General features: G+C 60.8%; 14 protein-coding genes and 2 riboswitches. Of the genes, 5 read left to right on the top strand and 9 right to left on the bottom strand.

Translation table 11 applies throughout. From position 1 onward, the window contains the following. Nucleotides 1–86: 86 nt before the first annotated feature. The gene (tsf, locus tag AC3IQ7_RS13855) at nucleotides 87–998 is read right to left on the bottom strand and encodes a translation elongation factor Ts (protein WP_099379866.1); all 912 of its coding nucleotides are present in this window, start codon (nucleotides 996–998) and stop codon (nucleotides 87–89) included. 158 nt (nucleotides 999–1,156) lie between these two features. After that, nucleotides 1,157–1,909, bottom strand: coding sequence for a 30S ribosomal protein S2 (gene rpsB / locus AC3IQ7_RS13850; RefSeq protein ID WP_010397614.1), 753 nt, complete (start codon nucleotides 1,907–1,909; stop codon nucleotides 1,157–1,159). Between the two features lie 391 nt (nucleotides 1,910–2,300). Here rpsB and map point away from each other — a divergent pair, with 391 nt between their 5' ends. The 4 genes from map (at nucleotide 2,301) to AC3IQ7_RS13830 (ending at nucleotide 7,424) form a co-directional block, all read left to right on the top strand. Beyond that, a complete protein-coding gene (gene map, locus AC3IQ7_RS13845) occupies nucleotides 2,301–3,113 on the top strand; it encodes a type I methionyl aminopeptidase (RefSeq protein WP_035826955.1) in 813 nt (270 codons plus the stop codon). Nucleotides 3,114–3,149: 36 nt separating this feature from the next. Beyond that, nucleotides 3,150–5,717, top strand: a complete 2,568-nt coding sequence (locus tag AC3IQ7_RS13840) for a [protein-PII] uridylyltransferase (RefSeq protein WP_099379867.1) — start codon at nucleotides 3,150–3,152, stop codon at nucleotides 5,715–5,717. A gap of 40 nt (nucleotides 5,718–5,757) precedes the next feature. Beyond that, nucleotides 5,758–6,507 (top strand): pseudouridine synthase, encoded by a 750-nt coding sequence (locus tag AC3IQ7_RS13835; protein WP_099379868.1) that lies wholly within the window; start codon nucleotides 5,758–5,760, stop codon nucleotides 6,505–6,507. Nucleotides 6,508–6,659: 152 nt separating this feature from the next. Continuing rightward, nucleotides 6,660–7,424: a flagellar brake protein gene (locus tag AC3IQ7_RS13830; RefSeq protein WP_099379869.1), complete on the top strand. Its 765-nt coding sequence runs from the start codon at nucleotides 6,660–6,662 to the stop codon at nucleotides 7,422–7,424. 78 nt (nucleotides 7,425–7,502) lie between these two features. On the opposite strand, the gene def is transcribed toward AC3IQ7_RS13830, so the two are convergent. The 7 genes from def to AC3IQ7_RS13795 form a co-directional block, all read right to left on the bottom strand. Then, nucleotides 7,503–8,039, bottom strand: coding sequence for a peptide deformylase (gene def, locus AC3IQ7_RS13825; protein WP_034752265.1), 537 nt, complete (start codon nucleotides 8,037–8,039; stop codon nucleotides 7,503–7,505). After that, nucleotides 8,036–8,929: a UTP--glucose-1-phosphate uridylyltransferase GalU gene (gene galU / locus AC3IQ7_RS13820; protein WP_489210147.1), complete on the bottom strand. Its 894-nt coding sequence runs from the start codon at nucleotides 8,927–8,929 to the stop codon at nucleotides 8,036–8,038. The genes def and galU overlap by 4 nt, the downstream gene beginning before the upstream one ends. A 25-nt stretch (nucleotides 8,930–8,954) precedes the next feature. Beyond that, on the bottom strand, nucleotides 8,955–11,321 hold the full coding sequence (ligA, locus tag AC3IQ7_RS13815; RefSeq protein ID WP_489210145.1) for an NAD-dependent DNA ligase LigA: 2,367 nt from the start codon (nucleotides 11,319–11,321) through the stop codon (nucleotides 8,955–8,957). Between the two features lie 14 nt (nucleotides 11,322–11,335). Then, nucleotides 11,336–12,499 (bottom strand): cell division protein ZipA C-terminal FtsZ-binding domain-containing protein, encoded by a 1,164-nt coding sequence (locus AC3IQ7_RS13810; RefSeq protein WP_489210143.1) that lies wholly within the window; start codon nucleotides 12,497–12,499, stop codon nucleotides 11,336–11,338. Then, nucleotides 12,496–16,023: a chromosome segregation protein SMC gene (gene smc, locus AC3IQ7_RS13805; RefSeq protein ID WP_489210141.1), complete on the bottom strand. Its 3,528-nt coding sequence runs from the start codon at nucleotides 16,021–16,023 to the stop codon at nucleotides 12,496–12,498. The genes AC3IQ7_RS13810 and smc overlap by 4 nt, the downstream gene beginning before the upstream one ends. A 183-nt stretch (nucleotides 16,024–16,206) precedes the next feature. Continuing rightward, entirely contained in the window at nucleotides 16,207–16,842 is a 636-nt protein-coding gene (locus AC3IQ7_RS13800; RefSeq protein WP_233516292.1) for a phosphatase PAP2 family protein, read from the bottom strand. A gap of 146 nt (nucleotides 16,843–16,988) precedes the next feature. Further along, nucleotides 16,989–17,561 carry an ATP-dependent Clp protease proteolytic subunit gene (locus AC3IQ7_RS13795; protein WP_489210139.1) on the bottom strand — a complete coding sequence of 191 codons (573 nt, stop codon included), beginning with the start codon at nucleotides 17,559–17,561 and terminating at the stop codon, nucleotides 16,989–16,991. A 169-nt stretch (nucleotides 17,562–17,730) separates the two neighbouring features. Beyond that, a riboswitch (glycine riboswitch) is annotated at nucleotides 17,731–17,817 on the top strand. A 27-nt stretch (nucleotides 17,818–17,844) separates the two neighbouring features. Beyond that, a riboswitch (glycine riboswitch) is annotated at nucleotides 17,845–17,950 on the top strand. Nucleotides 17,951–18,024: 74 nt separating this feature from the next. On the opposite strand from AC3IQ7_RS13795, the gene gcvT reads away from it, so the two are divergent. Beyond that, a complete protein-coding gene (gcvT, locus tag AC3IQ7_RS13790) occupies nucleotides 18,025–19,146 on the top strand; it encodes a glycine cleavage system aminomethyltransferase GcvT (protein WP_489210137.1) in 1,122 nt (373 codons plus the stop codon). Nucleotides 19,147–19,212: the final 66 nt, after the last annotated feature.

Raw genomic sequence — 19,212 nt, 5'->3', positions numbered from 1 at the left:
GGATAGGCGCGCGGGGCTGCCCATGCCGCCGCCCGGCACGACAGGTGCGGGCGGGCCAAAAAAACGGGCCTCTCGGCCCGCTTTACTTACGCTCCCTGGGAGGCAGCCATCTGTGCTGCGACTTCTGCTGCGAAGTCGTCTTGCTTCTTCTCGATGCCCTCGCCCACTACGTACATGGCGAAACCTTTGACGCTGGTGTTAGCCGCCTTCAGCATTTGCTCAACCGACAGCTTGTCGTTTTTCACGAAAGCCTGGTTCAGCAGGGATACTTCTTTCAGGAACTTCTGTACGGAACCTTCCAGGCGCTTGGCCAGGATTTCCGGCGATTGCGCTGGCTTGCCTTCGGCGGCCGCTTTGGCTGCGTCTTCTTCGGCTTTCAGTTGTGCAACCGAGCGCTCTTTTTCGATCAGTTCCGCAGGAACTTCGTTCGACGACAGCGACACTGGCTTCATGGCAGCGATGTGCATGGCCACATCTTTGCCCACTTGCTCATCCGCACCGTCGAATTCGACGATCACGCCAATGCGCGAACCGTGCAGGTACGAAGCCAGCTTGGCGCTGGTTTCGAAGCGCTGGAAGCGGCGGATGGTCATGTTTTCGCCGATTTTGCCGATCAGAGCAGCACGCACATCGTCCAGGGTCTTGCCATCGAGTGGCAGGGCCAGCAGGGCAGCGACGTCAGCCGGGTTGTGTTCTGCCACCAGACGGGCAGCGTTGTTGGCCAGTGCCAGGAAATCGTCGTTTTTCGCAACGAAGTCGGTTTCCGAGTTCACTTCGACCAGGGCGCCTACGCCATTGGCGATGTAGGTTGCCACGACGCCTTCAGCGGTGATGCGTGCCGATGCTTTCGATGCCTTGCCGCCCAGTTTGACGCGCAGGATCTCTTCCGCACGAGCCATGTCGCCTTCGGCTTCGGTCAGTGCTTTTTTGCATTCCATCATTGGTGCGTCGGTTTTGCCGCGCAATTCGCCTACCATCGCTGCTGTAATCGCTGCCATGTGTTTCTCCTGATTCGGTGAGTCGATAGTCGCGGCCGGGCATGCATGCCTCGCCAGCGGTCACTATCGTTTTTTTGTTAAAAAAAAGGGGGAGCTGCTGCCACCCCTTTTCCCTTACTGCTGTGCTTACAAACGGCTATCTTGCGATAGCCTGGCCATTAAGCCTGTTCGTTTACTTCGACGAATTCGTCGCCAGCGGCTGCTTTAACCATTTCAACAACTTCGTTACCGGCAGCTGCACGGCCTTCGATGATTGCATCAGCAACACCGCGAGCGTACAACATGATGGCTTTCGAGGAGTCATCGTTACCTGGGATCACGAAGTTCACGCCTTCTGGGGAGTGATTGGTATCGACAACGCCGATGACCGGGATACCCAGTTTAGCTGCTTCGGTGATCGCACCTTTGTGGTAGCCGACGTCGACGACGAAGATTGCGTCAGGAATGCCGCCCATGTCCTTGATGCCGCCGATCGATTTTTGCAGCTTGATCATTTCGCGGGAGAACATCAGCGCTTCTTTTTTCGACAGCTTCTCGATCGAACCGTCTTCGATCATCACTTCCATGTCTTTCAGACGCTTGATCGAGGTTTTGATCGTTTTGAAGTTGGTCAGCATGCCGCCCAACCAACGTTGATCAACGAAAGGCACGCCAGCGCGTTGTGCTTCAGCAGCGATGATTTCGCGAGCTTGACGCTTGGTGCCAACCATCAGGATGGTGCCACGGTTTGCAGCCAGTTGACGCACGTGCTTCATTGCGTCCTGGTACATCGCCATGGTTTTTTCCAGGTTGATGATGTGGATCTTGTTGCGATGACCGAAGATGAACGGTGCCATTTTTGGATTCCAAAAACGGGTTTGGTGACCAAAGTGGACACCGGCTTCCAGCATTTCGCGCATTGTTACGGACATTATTAACTCCAGGGTTGGGTCTGGAATCCGATCAGTCACCATACAGGCACCCTTGTCGACCGGATTCGCGTGTTTATATAAATTAAAGACACTGTTTTACTGCATTGCTTAAAAGAGAATTCAAGCAACCCGGGATTCTACACCGAAATGCCCATTTCATCAAGTCCAGGGCGCAAATCGCGCACGCAGCGACGGCAAGCGTTGCACCACACTGGTGCAACGCGTATCGACCATCGGTTTTCCCGCAAAAATCGCCTGCCAGCCATAGGATGGAGGCGGCGGATACAGGGCGCCTCGTTTATAATTTCGACATATTTGCAGACTTTTTCCTCACACGCTGAGATTCGTCTGTGCTTTTCACCCGAACATCTTGCAGATTGCGAATTACACCATGTCCACCATCCGTATCAATACCGCCGCCGACATCGAAGGCATGCGCGTTGCCGGCAAACTCGGCGCCGAAGTGCTCGACTACATCACTCCCTTCGTCAAGGTCGGCGTCACGACCGGCGAACTGGACCGTCTGTGCCACGAATACATGGTCAACGTGCAAGGCACCATCCCTGCCCCGCTGAACTACTGTCCTCCTGGCTACACGCCGTACCCGAAAGCCATCTGCACCTCCGTCAACGACGTCATCTGCCACGGCATTCCCGGCGACAAGGTCCTCAAGAGCGGCGACTCCGTCAACCTCGACATCACCGTCATCAAGGATGGCTACCACGGCGACAACAGCCGCATGTTCCTCGTCGGCACGCCGACCATCCTGGCCAAGCGCCTGTCGGAAATCACCTATGAATGCATGTGGCTGGGAATCGACCAGATCAAGCCGGGCGCCCACCTGGGTGATATCGGCCACGCCATCCAGCAGCATGCTGAAAAGGCCGGCTACAGCGTGGTGCGCGAATTCTGCGGTCACGGCATCGGCAAGGTCTTCCATGAAGAACCGCAAGTGTTGCACTACGGCAAACCAGGCACCCTGGAGCGCCTGGAAGCAGGCATGATTTTCACCGTGGAACCGATGATCAACTCGGGCCGCCGCGAAATCCGCGAAATGAACGATGGCTGGACCATCAAAACCAAGGACCGCAGCCTGTCGGCGCAATGGGAACATACGGTGCTGGTAACGGAAACAGGCTATGAAGTGCTGACCGTCTCGCCCGGCATGCCACCACCGCCCGCCTTGATCCTGAACAAAGCCTGATCCTCCCATCCCACGCACCGCCACCCCAGGGCCCAGATGAAAAAGCAAGTTCGGGAACAGCTGAAACAGCAACTGAAAGCCGACCGCCAGGTCGTCATTGCGGCCTTCCAGGCCGACGGCAAGCCTGAAAAACTGCTGCGCAGCCTGCGCCACAGCGTCGACGGCGTGCTGACGCGCGCCTGGCAGGAGGCCGGCTTGCCGCCCGGCACGGCCCTGGTGGGAGTGGGCGGCTATGGCCGCGGTGAACTGTTTCCGTATTCCGACGTCGACCTGCTGATCCTGCTGCAACAGGCGCCCGATGCAGCCACGCAGGAAAAGCTCGAGGAACTGGTGCAACTGCTGTGGGACCTGGGCCTGGAAATCGGCCACAGCATCCGCACCGTCGACGAATGCATGGTCGAATCGAAGGCCGACATCACCGTGCAAACGAGCTTGCTCGAAGCGCGTCTCGTGTGCGGCAATGCGGACTTGTTCGCGCAATTGCAGCAGCGTTATGACGCCGCCATGGATCCGCAAGCCTTCTTCCAGGCAAAAACGGCGGAAATGCGCCAGAGACATGCCAAGTACGAAGACACGGCCTTCAGCCTGGAACCGAATTGCAAGGAAAGCCCGGGTGGCCTGCGCGACTTGCAGGTCATCCTGTGGGTGGCCAAGGCGGCCGGCCTGGCGAACTCGTGGCGCACCCTGGCCACAGGCGGCCTGATCACCCTGACGGAAGCGCGCCAGCTGATGGAAAAGGAGCGCGCCTTCAAGGATATCCGCGTGCGCCTGCACCTGCACGCGGGCAGGCGCGAAGACCGCCTCGTGTTCGACGTGCAGACGGCGATCGCCGAATCGCTGGGCCTGCAGGCGACAGGCAGCGGGCCGCACATGCGCCGCGCCAGCGAATTCCTGATGCAGCGCTATTACTGGGCCGCCAAGACGGTAACCCAGCTCAACACGATTTTGCTGCAGAACATCGAAGCGCGATTGTTTCCGCAAGACGATGTGGCCGTGCCCATCAACGAACGCTTCAATGAAGTCAACAGCCTGATCGACATCAGCGCCGACGATACGTTCGAGCAATACCCATCGGCCATGCTGGAAGTCTTCGTGCTGATGACGGAGCGCCCGGCCCTGAAAGGCATGACCTCGCGCGCCACGCGGGCCTTGTGGCACGCGCGCTTCAAGATCGACGCCGCCTTCCGCCAGGATCCCGTCAACCGCGCCCTCTTCCTGCGCATCATGCAAGCGCCGGTCGGCATCATCCATGCGCTGCGGCGCATGAACGAGATGAGCATCCTGGGGCGCTATCTGCCGAATTTCCGCCGCATCGTGGGACAGATGCAGCACGACCTGTTCCACGTGTACACGGTCGACCAGCACATTTTGATGGTGGTGCGCAACATGCGCCGCTTCACCATGAGCGAACACGCGCACGAATACCCGTTCTGCAGCCAGCTGATGGCCGATTTCTCGCAATCGTGGCTGCTGTACGTGGCAGCCCTGTTCCACGACATCGCCAAAGGCCGCGGCGGCGACCACTCGAAGCTGGGCGTGGCCGACGCCACCCAGTTCTGCCAGGACCACGGCCTGTCGGAAGAAGACACGGAACTGGTGGCATTCCTTGTGGAAAATCATTTGACCATGTCGCAAGTGGCGCAAAAGCAGGACTTGTCCGATCCCGACGTCATTGCCGCCTTTGCGAAAGTGGTCAAGGACGAGCGCCACCTGACAGGCCTGTACCTGCTGACGGTGGCCGACATCCGCGGCACCAGCCCGAAAGTGTGGAATGCCTGGAAGGGCAAGCTGCTGGAAGACTTGTACAAGATCACCTTGCGCGTGCTGGGCGGCGAGCCGCACACGGCCGACCGCGAACTGAAAAACCGCCAGCAGGAAGCGCTGGCCACCCTGCGCCTGTACGGCTTGCCGCCCGATGCGCACCTGAAACTGTGGCAGCAGCTGGACGTGGCCTACTTCCTGCGTCACGACGCCTCCGACATCGCCTGGCAGACGCGCTCGCTGTATGACAAGCTCGACAGCAAGTTGCCGGTGGTAAAATGCCGGCTGGCGCCCATCGGCGAAGGCTTGCAGGTGGCCGTGTACATTCCCGACCAGCCCGACCTGTTCGCGCGCATCTGCAGCTATTTCGACCGCAAGAACTTCAGCATCCTCGACGCGAAGATCCACACGACGAAAAATGGCTATGCGCTCGACACCTTCCTCGTCACGGAACAGAACTTCGCCAAAAGCTACCGCGACATCATCAGCCTGATCGAGCATGAGCTGGGCGAGCTGCTGCAGTCGCAAACACCGCTGCCGCCGCCGGGCAAGGGACGGCTGTCGCGCCTGTCGCGCACCTTCCCCTTCCAGCCGACCGTGGATTTGCGGCCCGATGAAAAGGGCCAATATTACTTGCTGTCAGTGGCGGCCAACGACCGCACGGGCTTGCTGTATGCGATCGCCAACGTGCTGACCAAGTACCGCATCAACTTGCACACGGCCAAGATCATGACCCTGGGCGAGCGGGTCGAAGACGTCTTCCTCGTCGACGGCCCCGCGCTCAACAATGCCCGCAACCAGATATTGCTGGAAACCGATTTACTCGATGCGCTGAAAGTGTAGACTTTCCGCGCAACGCCTACCTTACTGAAACTGAAACAACATGACCGAAGAATTATTACGCTTGTCCAAACGCATGTCCGAACTGGGCCTGTCCTCCCGCCGCGAAGCCGATGAGTGGATCGCACGCGGCTGGGTCCGTGTGGATGGCAAGGTGGTGTCCGAGCTGGGCAGCAAGGTCTACCCGAGCCAGAAAGTCACCGTGGAACGCCAGGCGGCGGCCGAACAATCGAAGCGCGTCACCGTGCTGATCAACAAACCCGTCGGTTACGTCAGCGGTCAGGCCGAAGACGGCTACACGCCTGCCGTGGCCCTGATCAAGGCGGAAAACCGCTGGGCGGAAGACCGCAGCCCGGAACAATTCCACCCGACCCAGCTGCGCAGCCTGGTGGCGGCCGGCCGCCTGGACATCGATTCCGTCGGCTTGCTGGTCCTGACGCAGGATGGGCGCGTGGCCAAGCAGCTGATCGGCCACGATACCGATATCGACAAGGAATACCTGGTGCGCGTGAGCTACACCAAGGGCGACACCCTGCCCGACAGCGAGCTGAAAAAGCTCAACCACGGCCTGTGGCTCGACGGCAAGCCGCTGCTGCCGGCCAAGGTGCGCTGGCAAAATGAAGACCAGCTGAGCTTTACCCTGCGCGAAGGCAAGAAACGCCAGATCCGCCGCATGTGCGAAGCCGTCGGCCTGAAAGTATTGGGACTGAAACGCGTGCGCATCGGCAAGGTCAAGCTGGGCGACTTGCCGACCGGTCAATGGCGCTATCTAAGCGCGGACGAACAATTTTAAGCGGCGACGTCAAGATGGCATGCCGCGCGGCATGCCTAGTCACATAAGCAACAGGAATATAGTGATATAAAAACAATTATTGTGATTTACTTAGTAAATATTGCTTTAAACCTATACACTATTCCCCATTAGAACAAAAGAGATACGCTGTCGTGAACGATCCCATCCCTAATCCCCTGCGCAAAGGCGCGCCCAGCCTGGCTGACGTGGCCGAGCCGATGGCGCCCGGCACCAAGCCGCACCATATGAGCGATCCGTGGGATATCGGCGAAACCCTGTGCAGCCTGGCTGACAACGGCGACGCCATTTCCATCTACCCGGCGGGCGGCGAAGACGTCATCATGGCACGCATTCTGTCCGTGGACGACGACTTGCCGCAATTCGTGCTGGAACTCAATGAGGGCGCGACCCTGCCGCCTGGCGGCGCCACGTTTGTGTCGTGGGTGCAAAGCGCCAAGCTGCAATTTACCATCAATGGCGAATGGGAAGCGTATCCCGAGCGGCCGAACGTGTACCTGACCAACTTCCCCAGCCATTGCCTGGTGCTGGAACGGCGCGAATCGACGCGCCTGGAAACGCCGCTGGGCGTGTACTACCTGGCCGCCTTCGTGCTCGAGGGGCGTCCATATGAATTGCAGCTGTATGATTTCTCGGCCGGCGGCATCGGCATGCGCGCCCATCCGCGCGACACGGTCGGTCTGTACGTGGGGCGCAAGCTGTCGCGCGTGCGCCTGGAACTGGGACCGAACAAGGTCATGATCGCCGACCTGGAAATCCGCCTGTCGCGCACCTTCCGCTCTTTCCTGCTGGGCGAGCAAGTGCAGATCGGCTGCCGCTTCCTGAACCTGACGGATGCCATGCAGGATGAATTGAAAGTACTGCTCGATGACCTGGGCAGCAGCCGCAAGGTGCGCTAGGTTTGCTTCACGCATAAAAAATGGCCGCCCAGCTCATGCTGCGCGGCCATTGTTTTATCGTCGACAGGTATCGGGCGCCTAATCGTCGTCGTTTGGGTCGAGATCGGGGAACATCACCTCGGTATAGCCGAACTGCGTGAAGTCGACGATACGCATCGGATACAGAATGCCGTGCAAGTGGTCCACCTCGTGCTGCACCACGCGCGCATGGAAGCCGTCGCAGTCGCGGCTGATGGGCTGGCCGAACTGGTCCACGCCTTCGTAGTGCAGCTCGCTCCAGCGCGGCACGCTGCCACGCAGGCCAGGCACGGACAGGCAGCCCTCGAAACCCTCTTCCTTGCGTTCCGACAAAGGCGTCAGCACAGGGTTGATCAGCACGGTTTCGGGCACTTGCGGCGCATCAGGGTAACGCAGGTTCTGCTTGAAGCCGTAGATCACCAGTTGCAGGTTGACACCGATCTGCGGTGCCGCCAGGCCCGCGCCATTGGCCGCATGCATGGTGTCGAACATGTCGGCGATCAAGGCATGCAGTTCGGGCGTATCGAATTCACGCACGGGCTCGGCCATGCGCAGCAGGCGCGGATCGCCCATTTTGAGAATTTCACGTACCGTCATTTTGCGTCCAGTGTCGATTGCAGTTCTTGCAGGTAAGTGCGGAAGGCCGCGCCCGTTTCCGGATGTTTCATGCCCATCGCCGTCATTGCCTTCAGGTAGCCAAGCTTGGAGCCGCAATCATAGCGCTGCCCCTGGTAGCGGTAAGCCAGCACGCGCTCTTCTCGCATCAGGGCGGCGATACCGTCCGTCAACTGGATTTCGCCGCCGGCGCCCGTGCCGATATTTTCCAGGTGGTTAAAGATACGGCTGGTCAGCACATAACGGCCCACCACGGCCAGGGTCGACGGCGCCTCCTCTGGCGCAGGCTTTTCCACGATGGCCGAGACCAGTTCCAGGTCGGGCTGATAATTCTTTGCCGACACAATACCGTACTGCTTGGTTTCCGCGCGCGGCACATCCTGCACCGCCAGCAGCGAGCAATTTTCATACTGGAAGACATCGGTCATCTGCGCCAGCACGGGGCGCACACCCTCTTCCACATCCATGAAGTCGTCGGCCAGCAAGACGGCAAACGGTTCGTCGCCGATCACGGGACGGGCGCACAACACGGCATGCCCCAGGCCCAGCGGCGCGGACTGGCGTATGTAAATGCAATTGATATGCTTGGGAATGACGTTTTGCACCATGTCGAGCAACTGGCGCTTGCCAGCCGCTTCCAGTTCCGACTCCAACTCGTAAGCCGTATCGAAATGGTCTTCGATGGCGCGCTTGTTGCGGCCCGTGATGAAGATCATTTCCGTAATACCGGCCGCCACGGCCTCTTCCACCGCATACTGGATCAATGGCTTGTCGACGATGGGCAACATTTCCTTCGGTTGTGCCTTGGTCGCTGGCAAGAAACGGCTGCCCAGGCCGGCGACGGGAAAGACTGCTTTTCTGATTTTTTTCATGGGTCTTCTGTAATTTTTTGAATAATTAGTCTTGCGCGAGCAAGGCCAGCAAGCCAGCCTCGTCGAGGATGGCCACACCCAGCTCCTGGGCCTTGGCCAGCTTGCTGCCGGCATCCGAACCGGCGACGACATAGCCCGTCTTCTTCGATACAGAGCCGCTGACCTTGCCTCCGGCCGCCTCGATCAGCTCCGCCGCCTCGTCGCGGCTCATAGTGGGCAAGGTGCCCGTCAGGACGAACGTCTTGCCATCCAGCTTGCCGCCAGCGGCTGGCATTTCAGGCAATTGTGACAGTAATTCATTTCGCAGGGCGTCCAGTTGACCTAGCAGCTTGACATTCTCGCCATCGGCCAGCCATTGCGCCAGCGCTTCGGCCACGGCGGCTGGCAAGCCCGCGTGGAAGCTGGTGCCTTGCGCGGCCAGGCTGGCCAGGGTCACGCCCCGCTCCACCAGCTGCCTGGCGCGCGGCTCCGTCAGCTTCGGGATACCGATGGCTGCCAGCAGCTTGGTTTGCTCAAGTTGCGTGCGCAGCTTGGCGCTGGGCGCATGTTCGCCCTGGGGCGTGACGCCGGCGTCCAGCAATGCCTGCAGCGCTTGCTGGTTCTTTTCTTCGGCAAAGAAATCGGCAATCGATTCGGCTACCGTGCCGCCGATATCTGGCAGCACGCGCAACAAGGCTGCGGGCGCTTGCCGCACATACGCCAGGCTGCCCAGCCATTCGGCCAGGGTCTTGGCCGTCGATTCGCCCACGTGGCGGATGCCCAGCGCGAACAGGAAACGCTCAAGCGGCGGACGCTTGCTCGCTTCAATGCCGGCTAGCAGGTTTTCCGCCCACTTGGTGGGAATCTTTCCTTGTTGCACTGTCTCTGGCGTCGAACCGTCGCGCTCATCGGCGCGTACTTTCATTTCCAGCAATTTATCCAGGGTCAGGCTGTACAGGTCAGCCAGGCCATGCACGTATTCCAGTTCGACCAGGGTATCGATATAACGTTCCCCCAGGCCTTCGATATCCATCATGCGGCGACCCGCGAAATGGCGGAACGCTTCCTTGCGCTGCGCCGAGCAGAACAGGCCACCCGAGCAACGGGCAATCGCCTCGCCCTCTTCACGCACCACGTGCGAGCCGCACACGGGACACGCTTCCAGCATCTTGAACGGCGGCGGCGCCGGTTCCGGGCGCTTTTCCAGCACCACGCTCAGCACTTCGGGAATCACGTCGCCGGCGCGGCGCACGATGACCGTATCGCCCACGCGCACATCCTTGCGCAGCACTTCATCTTCATTGTGCAAGGTAGCATTGGTCACCGTCACGCCACCGACCGACACGGGCGCCAGGCGCGCCACGGGTGTCATGGCGCCCGTGCGGCCCACCTGGATATCGATGCCCAGCACCTGCGTCAGCGCTTCTTCGGCGGGAAACTTGTGCGCCAGCGCAAAACGCGGCGCGCGCGACACAAAGCCCAGTTCCTGCTGGTCTTCCGTCGCGTTCACCTTGTAGACGACGCCGTCGATTTCATACGGCAAGACGGGGCGGCGCGCGCCGATATCGGCATAGTAGGCGAGCAAGCCCTGCGCGCCCTGCACCACCTTGCGCTCCTTCGACACGGGGATGCCCAGCGTTTCGTACCAGTCCAGCAAGGCCGAATGCGAGGCCGGCATGGCGGCCCCATCGAGGGCGCCGATGCCGTAGGCATAGAAACGCAGCTTGCGCTGCGCCGTGATGCGCGAATCGAGCTGGCGCAGGCTGCCGGCAGCCGCGTTGCGCGGGTTGGCGAACTCCTTCTGCCCCGCTTCACGCTGGCGTTCGTTCAAACGGGCAAAATCGGCCTTGAACATCATCACTTCGCCGCGCACGTCGAGCACGGCAGGAATCTTGTCGCCATGCAGGCGCAGCGGGATGCCGGAAATGGTGCGGATATTCGCCGTCACGTCTTCGCCCGTGGCGCCATCGCCGCGCGTGGCTGCCTGCACGAACAGGCCGTTTTCATAGCGCAGGTTGATGGCCAGGCCATCGAATTTCACTTCGGCCGCATAGTCGACTTCGGCACCGCCAAGGTCCAGGCCTTCACGCACGCGGCGGTCAAAATTGACGATATCGTCATCGAAGAAACCATTGTTCAGCGACAACATCGGCACCGTGTGCGTGACTTGCTCGAATTGCGGCAGCGGTGCCGCGCCCACGCGCAAGGTGGGCGAATCGGGCGTGCGCAAATCGGGATGGGCCGCTTCCAGCGTTTGCAGTTCGACGAACAGCTTGTCGTACTCAGCGTCGGGGATGGTGGGATTGTCGAGCACGTGGTAGGCGTGCAGATGCCGATTGAGTTCGGCCGTGAGTGCCAGGACGCGCTGGGCGGCATTCCGCTGGGCGGCGTCCTGGTTGATCGGATCAGTCATTGTTGCGGGATTCTTCAGCTAAATAAACGCAGGGCGCGGGTGGAGCCGGCCGGAATGTCGGCCGCGTCCATTTCCTGGTAAAACTCTTGCACCTGGCCAGCGATCTCGGCCAGCGCCGCATCGGACAGGGCCTGGTTGTAATCGTCGACGATGGTGGCGTCCAGGCGGCCCACCAGTGCCTTGGCGCAAGCGACCATGGCGCCGAAGCCGTCGCGCGCAGGCGCCACGCAGGGCACGTCCAGCAGCAGGGTCAGGCGCGGCGTCGTTTCCTCGGCCAGCGTGACATTCGTCGACAGCGAGAACAGATAGCCGCCGTCGCCGTCCGGCATGACGAAACGTCCGTCCGGACGGACGTCAAAGCCCTGCTTTTCCAGTGCGAACAGCAAGGTGGAAATGGCCCATGGCGCGCCATTCGTGTGCAGGTTGACGCCCAGCTGCGCGTCGTGACCGGCAACAAAGCGGTGCAGATTGCGCGCTTCGGCCATCACTTCCATCATGTCGGGCACTTCCGGCTCGGCGCCGATCTCGTCAGCCACGCCGCGCAGGCGCGTGACCAGTTCCGAATATTCCAGTTCATTCAAGGCCGTGCTGCGGCTGGCCAGCTGCACGCCGCCCTGCATCTTGGTGTAGACACCGCCATGCGTGATCGGTTCCCAGTCGCCATTCACGTGCAAACCGATGAAGTGGACGGGCTTGTTGCCCACCAGGCGCAGGGTTTGCAGCACGGGCAATATCTTGTCGCCGCGCACGGGCGCTTCCAGCGACAACGGCAGCAGGCAATCGATCAGCGGGTCGACCAGGCTGGTCGCCTGTTCGCTGGCGGCGCTGACTTCCTGCTGCGCCGGCGCGGCCGGGGTGGCGGGTGCGGGATCAGCATCGGCCAGCGACGGTTCCGTGTGCACGGGCGCGTCCGGCACCACGGTTGCTGGCGGCGCGCCAAACGACGGTTCGGCCTTGGCGGCGGGCGCGGCGTCGAAGCGCGGCTCCTGGCGCAGCACGGGTTCCTGGGCTTCCACCGCAGGGGCGTCGCCCTCGCGCATCAGCACGTCATCGTGGTCGGTGGAGAAGGCCCGTTCCACGCTTTTCTTGGCCTTGTATTCCTGCCATTTGTTGTACGAGAAAACGCCGACGATAAAGACGCCGCCGGCGCCGAACAAGGTAATTTGAAGGTCTGTCATGCTGCTTGTGCCTCGGTTGCAAAATTTGCGGCGGACTCCATGTCCACCGCCACGATGCGCGATACGCCCTGCTCCTGCATCGTCACACCGATCAATTGATGGGCCATTTCCATCGCAATCTTGTTATGCGAAATGAAAAGGAATTGGGTCTGGTCGGACATGCGCTTAACCATGCGGCAGAAGCGTTCCGTGTTCGAATCGTCCAGCGGTGCATCGACTTCGTCGAGCAGGCAAAACGGCGCCGGATTCAGGCGGAACATGGAAAACACCAATGCGGTCGCGGTCAGCGCCTTCTCTCCACCCGATAACAGGTGGATGGTGGCATTTTTCTTGCCGGGAGGCTGCGCCATGACTTGTACACCGGAATCAAGAATCTCGTCGCCCGTCATGGTCAGCTTGGCCTGGCCGCCGCCGAACAGGATCGGGAACAGCTCGGAAAAGTGATGGTTGACCTTGTCGAACGTGTCTTGCAGCAAATCGCGCGTTTCCTTGTCGATCTTGTGGATCGCGTCTTCCAGCGTGTTGATCGCTTCCGTCAGGTCGGCATTCTGGGCGTCGAGGAAATTCTTGCGCTCGGACGCCTGCGCCAGTTCGTCCAGCGCGGCCAGATTGACCGCGCCCAGGGACGTGATGGCATTCGTCAAACGCGTGACTTCGCCCTGCAGATACGATGGGCGCATGTCCGGGTGCAGTTTTTCCGTCAACACGGCCTCGTCGGCGCCCGACTCCAGCAATTGCTGGGCGAATTGCTCTTGGTTCAGGCGCGCGGCCTGTTCCTTGAGCTGCATTTCCATGATCTTGTCGCGCTGCGGCTGCAGGCTGCGTTCCGATTGCGTGCGCGCATCTTCGGACAGGCGCAGCTGCTGCGTGATCTGGTCCAGTTCGTGGCGCGCGTCCGCCAGCGCCCGCTCCTGCGTGGTGCGGCGTTCTAACAGATCCTGCAAGCCATCGGCCGCCGCGCCGCTTTCCAGGTTGGCCAGTTCCAGTTCGCCCGCCTGCAGGCTGGCCGTCACTTGCTGGGCCTGCGTGCTGGCCGTGGCGATGTTGCGGCGCAATTCCTCGATCTTCGCGCGGTGGGCTTTTTCCGCGTATTCCGTATCCTTGGCTGCCCGCTCCAGGTCGCGCAAGGCTTCGCGCGCCTCGGCCAGACGCTGTTCCTTCTGCAGGAAGTCCGTATGGCCGTCTTCGTGCGCTTCCTGCAAGTTGCCCAGTTCCATGTCCAGCTGTTCGAATTTCTCTTCCGATTCCAGCTTGGTCTGCATCTGTTCCGCTTCCTGTGCGGCAATCTCCGCCAGGTCGGCGCCGATCTGCGTGCTGCGCTGGTTGAAACGCGCTTCCACTTCCGACAGTTTCACCACGTCCAGTTGCAGAGTATGCACGGAGGAAGTGAGCTGCTGTATGCGCAAGCGCAAGTCCGACAGGTTGCGCGTCAAGGTGGCAACGGCCGCATCGGCCCGCACGGAACGGGCGCGCGCCTCTTCGGCCAGCAATTGCTGGGCGCGCAACTGTTTGCCGATATTCTCGATTTCCTGCTGGCGGCCCAGCATGCCTTCCTGCTCCGAATCGGCCGCATAGAAGCGCACGCTGGTGGCCGTGACCACATGGCCGGCGCGCGTGACGAAATAGCCGCCCGGCGGCAATTTGCTGCGTTCAAGCAAGGCTTCGGCCGCGTCTTCCACGGCGTAGGCGTTGTACAGCCAATCCTGCAGCAAGCCGCGCAAGCCCGGATCATTAAGTTTCAACAAGTTCAGGAACGGTTTCAGGCCTGGCACTTCCGGCTGCGGCAGCGGCGCCACGGTCGATGGCGCGTACAGGGCCAGCTTGGCCGGTGGCGCGTCGGCAAAGAAAGCCTTGGCCCAGTCGATATTCGACAGTTGCAAGGCCGACGTGCGCTCGCGCAAGATCGATTCCATGGCTGCTTCCCAGCCCGCTTCGATCTGCAACTTTTGCCACAGGCGCGGCAAGGTGTCGAGCTCGTGCTTTTTCAGCCATGGCTGGACCTTGCCCTGGGTCTGTACCCGCTCCTGCAATTGTTTTAAAGCGGAAAGACGCGCTTCCAGCTGGGCGTTGGCGGCTGTTTCGGCATTCACCTGCGCCTGTGCTTCAGCCCGCTCCTGCTCCAGCTTCGGTTGCTGCTCCAGCGCTTCTTCCAGGTAGAAACCCTGTTCTTCCAGCGTCTGCTGCTTTTCTTCCAGCTGCAGTTTCAGGTTTTCCAGGTGGCTGCTGTCGGGCAAACTCAGGCTGTTCTTTTCCTGCTGCAAGCGCTCGCGGCGCGTCAGCAGGCTGGCCAGGATGTTCGAGGCGTTGCGCTGGTGCGCCGATTCCAGTTCCAGCTGCTGCTGGGCCTGCATGATTCGGGCGCGTGATTCCGTGCTCTTGTTTTGCGCGGCGCGCCAGGCGGCGTCCAGCTCGGGCAATTGCTCGCCTTTCTGCTCGGCCATCATTTGCGATTGCTCGACCTTCGCGGCCAGCTCTTCGAGGTGGAATTCCGCCTCTTCGATCTGTTCCTGGTATTCGCCGCCCTGTTGCGTCCACTGGTCGCGCTGGGCCGTCAGGGTCGCCAGCTGCGCCTGCAGGCGGGCGCGCGATTCGATGACGAACTTGATCTGCGCTTCCAGGCTGCCGATTTCCGCATTCGTCTGGTACAGATGGCCCTGCGCCGTATGCAAACGGTCGCCCACGGCAAAGTGCGCCTGGCGCATCTGCTCGAGGGTCAGTTCCACGTTGCGCAGCTTGGCCGTCTGTTCTTCCAGGTCCGTCTGCGCCTGTTCCACTTCGCGGAAATAGCGTGTCTGCTCGTTTTGCGCCTCGTTCTTGCGCAGCAGCCACAAGAGTTTCTGCTTTTCTTCCTGGTCCGCCTGCAAGGCGTGGAAACGCGTGGCCACGGCCGCCTGCGCTTCGAGCTTTTCCAGGTTGGCATTGAGTTCGCGCAAGATGTCTTCCACGCGCAGCAAATTCTCGCGCGTGTCCTGCAGGCGGTTTTCCGTCTCGCGGCGGCGTTCCTTGTATTTGGAGACACCTGCCGCTTCTTCGAGGAAGACGCGCAATTCTTCGGGGCGCGATTCGATGATGCGCGAAATCATGCCCTGGCCGATGATGGCGTAGGCGCGCGGGCCGAGGCCGGTGCCGAGGAAAATATCCTGGATGTCGCGCCGGCGCACGGGCTGGCCATTGATGTAATAGGTGGAGGTGCCGTCACGCGTCAGTGTACGCTTGACGGCGATCTCGGCGTACTGGCCCCATTGGCCGGACGCCTTGCCATCGTTATTGTCGAACACCAGTTCCACGGAAGCGCGCCCGGCTGGTTTGCGGTGGGTGGAGCCATTGAAAATGACGTCCTGCATCGATTCGCCGCGCAATTCCGACGCTTTCGATTCGCCCAGCACCCAGCGCACGGCATCGATGATGTTCGACTTGCCGCAGCCATTCGGCCCGACCACGCCCACGAGCTGGCCTGGCACCTGGAAATTGGTGGGATCGACGAAAGACTTAAATCCCGACAACTTGATGGAAGAGAGACGCACGTGTTTTAGAGTTCCTGGCCTATGCTGGCGGTTATATTATGGGTGAACCCGGTTCATATTCATTTCAGATGCACCATCGCGACGGCTGTCTGGCCATTCACCGCAAAAAAGTGGTTCATCATACCATTTCCTGATGCTTTTCTGGCCAAAAAACCGCAGCGCCAGGCGCCAGCCTGCCCCGCCTCACGGGGCTGGACGGCCATCCTGTGCCAGTTTCCAGTCTTCACGGGAAAAAACGCGCTCATGGCCAGACAATATCAGGGCCAGCTTTTGCAGCCATTGCTCGGTCGGCATGGGTTCCGCCTTGAAGCTGAGCACCACCATCAGCACCAGGCTGGCCAGGGCCAGCGCATGGCTGACGGCAAAATTGACGGCGCCGCGGGCATTCCACATGAAACCCAGCGCCAGTGCCAGGCCCAGCACGCAGCCGCTGACGGCTTCCGACACGCTGTGCGCATGCACGACCACGCGCGAAATGGCCACCAGCACGGCAAAGGCCACACCGACGAGCACACCAGCATGGCGCCAGCGCGGTGCGGCCCGCTGCAGCAGTACATACATCAGCACGGGAAACACGGCGCCGGCGCGCATGGCGTGGCCGCTGAAACCCGTAAAATCAAGCGCGCTGCTGCCCACGCCCCAGCTCATGAAAGCCAGCTTCGACAGCACCACGAGGGCCAGGCCGCCGCCGTACCACAGGCTCCAGCTGAGCACCAGGCGCCACTGGCGCGAGACGAGCAGCCACAGGGCGATCGCCACGCCAGCCGGCCCCATCACGGACATGTCGGCCGCAAAAGAAATCCCATTCCACCAAGTCATCGCGCCTGCACTTATTTCATGATCAGCTTGCACTATGCCACGACTCTGCCCTGTTCCGCGCGGCTTTTGCTGTGCTGCAGCGAAGAATTACATTCGATTACAAAATTTCCATGCAAAACCATCCGCCGGTCATTGCGAGGCAGGCGTCAGATATTCGTCAGGCGCTTGCCCTTGGGTGGCGTAAAGTCGCGGATCGATTCGACCATGCCCACTTCCAGCGCCTGGTCGGCCGTCAGGTGCAGGTCGGAATACGCGTGCACCTGCCATTGCTCTTCCGTCAGGTTGACGTGGCCACGCAGGATGCGCTCGGTACGCATGTCGTCGGCGCGCAAGCCCTCGACGATGATGCTGAGCGCATCGGGACGCGAGCCGGGCGACGCTGTCGCATGCGACTTGTGCACCATGAAGCGGGCCGTGTCGCTGGCATGGCGGTGCCGCCCCGACAGAAACAGGGTGACGGCGATGGACGCCACGGCGCCCGCGTTATAGGTAATGATGTCGAATGGCAACTTGCTGAGGAAGTTGTACAGGCAGATGCCATCGCTGACATAGCCGCCGTTGGACTGTATCAAAATGTGCGCGGTGGTGAGCTTGTCTTCCGTGATGTCGGCCACGGCGTTGAAGACGCGCCGCACCATATCACTGTTGACGTCGCCCGAGAGGGTGAAATAACCGTGCTGCTCGGTGTTGTTTTGCGTCTCGCTTTGTGTAGTGTTCATGGCAGGCACCCGCAAGAAAGCCAGGATTTCATCATAGCGCATTCCCGCGCGGCCGGGCGCCCTTTTGCACCGCGCCAGCGCCCCTCCCAGCCCCGCAAATCGGGGCTTTTGCTGCAATTTGGCAACGTCTTTTCAGATTGACAGAAAGACCCTGCTGGCATATATTCCTCCCACTTGATCGGGAGAGGGCAAACCAGCGTTGCCGCCGAAGGGGCACTACCCAAAAACTCTCAGGCAAAAGGACCGATCAGGCGGACTGAAGTTGTTGCTTTGGCGACATCTTTAGCTCAACTCTGGAGAGCGGCCGCGGCTATTGCCGGCGGCCCACCGAAGGGGCGCGCGGGGCAAGCCCCCGTAATCTCTCAGGTACAAAGGACAGGGGGGTCAGTGATCACGCTGGAAAGCCGTGTTTGGCTATTCTATGTTTTGTTAACTCCCCTATTACCTTCGTCCCGAGGAATCCATGACGCTCAAAGCGACCCCACTCAACAACGCCCACCGTGCCCTCGGCGCCCGCATGGTCGATTTCGGCGGCTGGGACATGCCTGTCAACTACGGCTCGCAAATCGAAGAACACAACGCCGTGCGCGGCGATGCCGGCATGTTCGACGTGTCCCATATGTGCGTGGTCGATATCGAAGGCCCGAACGTGCGCGCCTTCCTGCGCGGCTTGCTGGCCAACAACGTTGACAAGCTGCAAGTGTCGGGCAAGGCCCTGTATTCGTGCATGCTCAATGCCGAAGGCACCGTCATCGATGACCTGATCGTCTACTTCTTCAATGAAAACTGGTTCCGCCTCGTCGTCAACGCGGGCACGGCGGAAAAAGACGTGGCCTGGATGCAGCAGCAAAATACCGCCACCAACAACGGCCTGACGATTACCGAACGCCGCAATGCCAACGATCCGATGGCCCTCGTCGCCGTACAAGGCCCGAACGCGCGCGCCAAGGTGTGGCAAGTGCTGCCGGAGACGCAAGCCGCCTCCGAAGCCATCAAACCGTTCAATGTCGTCATCGTCAAGGACACGGCCTTCGGCGAAGTCATGCTGGCGCGCACCGGCTACACGGGCGAAGACGGCTTTGAAATCGGCGTATCGGCCACCCAGGTGGAAGCCCTGTGGAACGCATTGATCGCCGCCGGCGTCAAGCCGGCCGGCCTGGGCGCGCGCGACACCCTGCGCCTGGAAGCGGGCATGAATCTGTACGGCCAGGACATGGATGAAACCGTCAACCCGCTCGACGCAGGCCTGGCGTGGACCATCGACCTCGTCAGCGAGCGCGACTTCATCGGCAAGGCGGCCCTGCTGGCCAAGGGCCAGAACGCGCAATTCGTGGGCCTGATCCTGCGCGAAAAAGGCGGCGTGCTGCGCGCCCACCAGAAAGTCATCATCGCCGGCAATGACGCCACGGGCGAAATCACCAGCGGCACCTTCAGCCCGACCATGCAGGAAGCGATTGCCCTGGCGCGCGTGCCCAACGGCGTAGCGGTAGGCGACACCGTGCACGTGGAAATCCGCGGCAAGCAGCTGGCCGCTTCTGTTGTCAAGCTGCCTTTCGTGCGTAACGGTAAAATCCTGGCTGCGTAAGCGTTTTAGAGCCGCCCGCAAGACCGAATAAACATAATCAATAACGAACACTTACCATCTGGAGCC

It is taken from the genome of Janthinobacterium sp. GL_088 (assembly GCF_057837845.1).
Note: the sequence above shows the minus strand (reverse complement) of the source record. Positions and strands in the feature narration are given on the sequence as shown.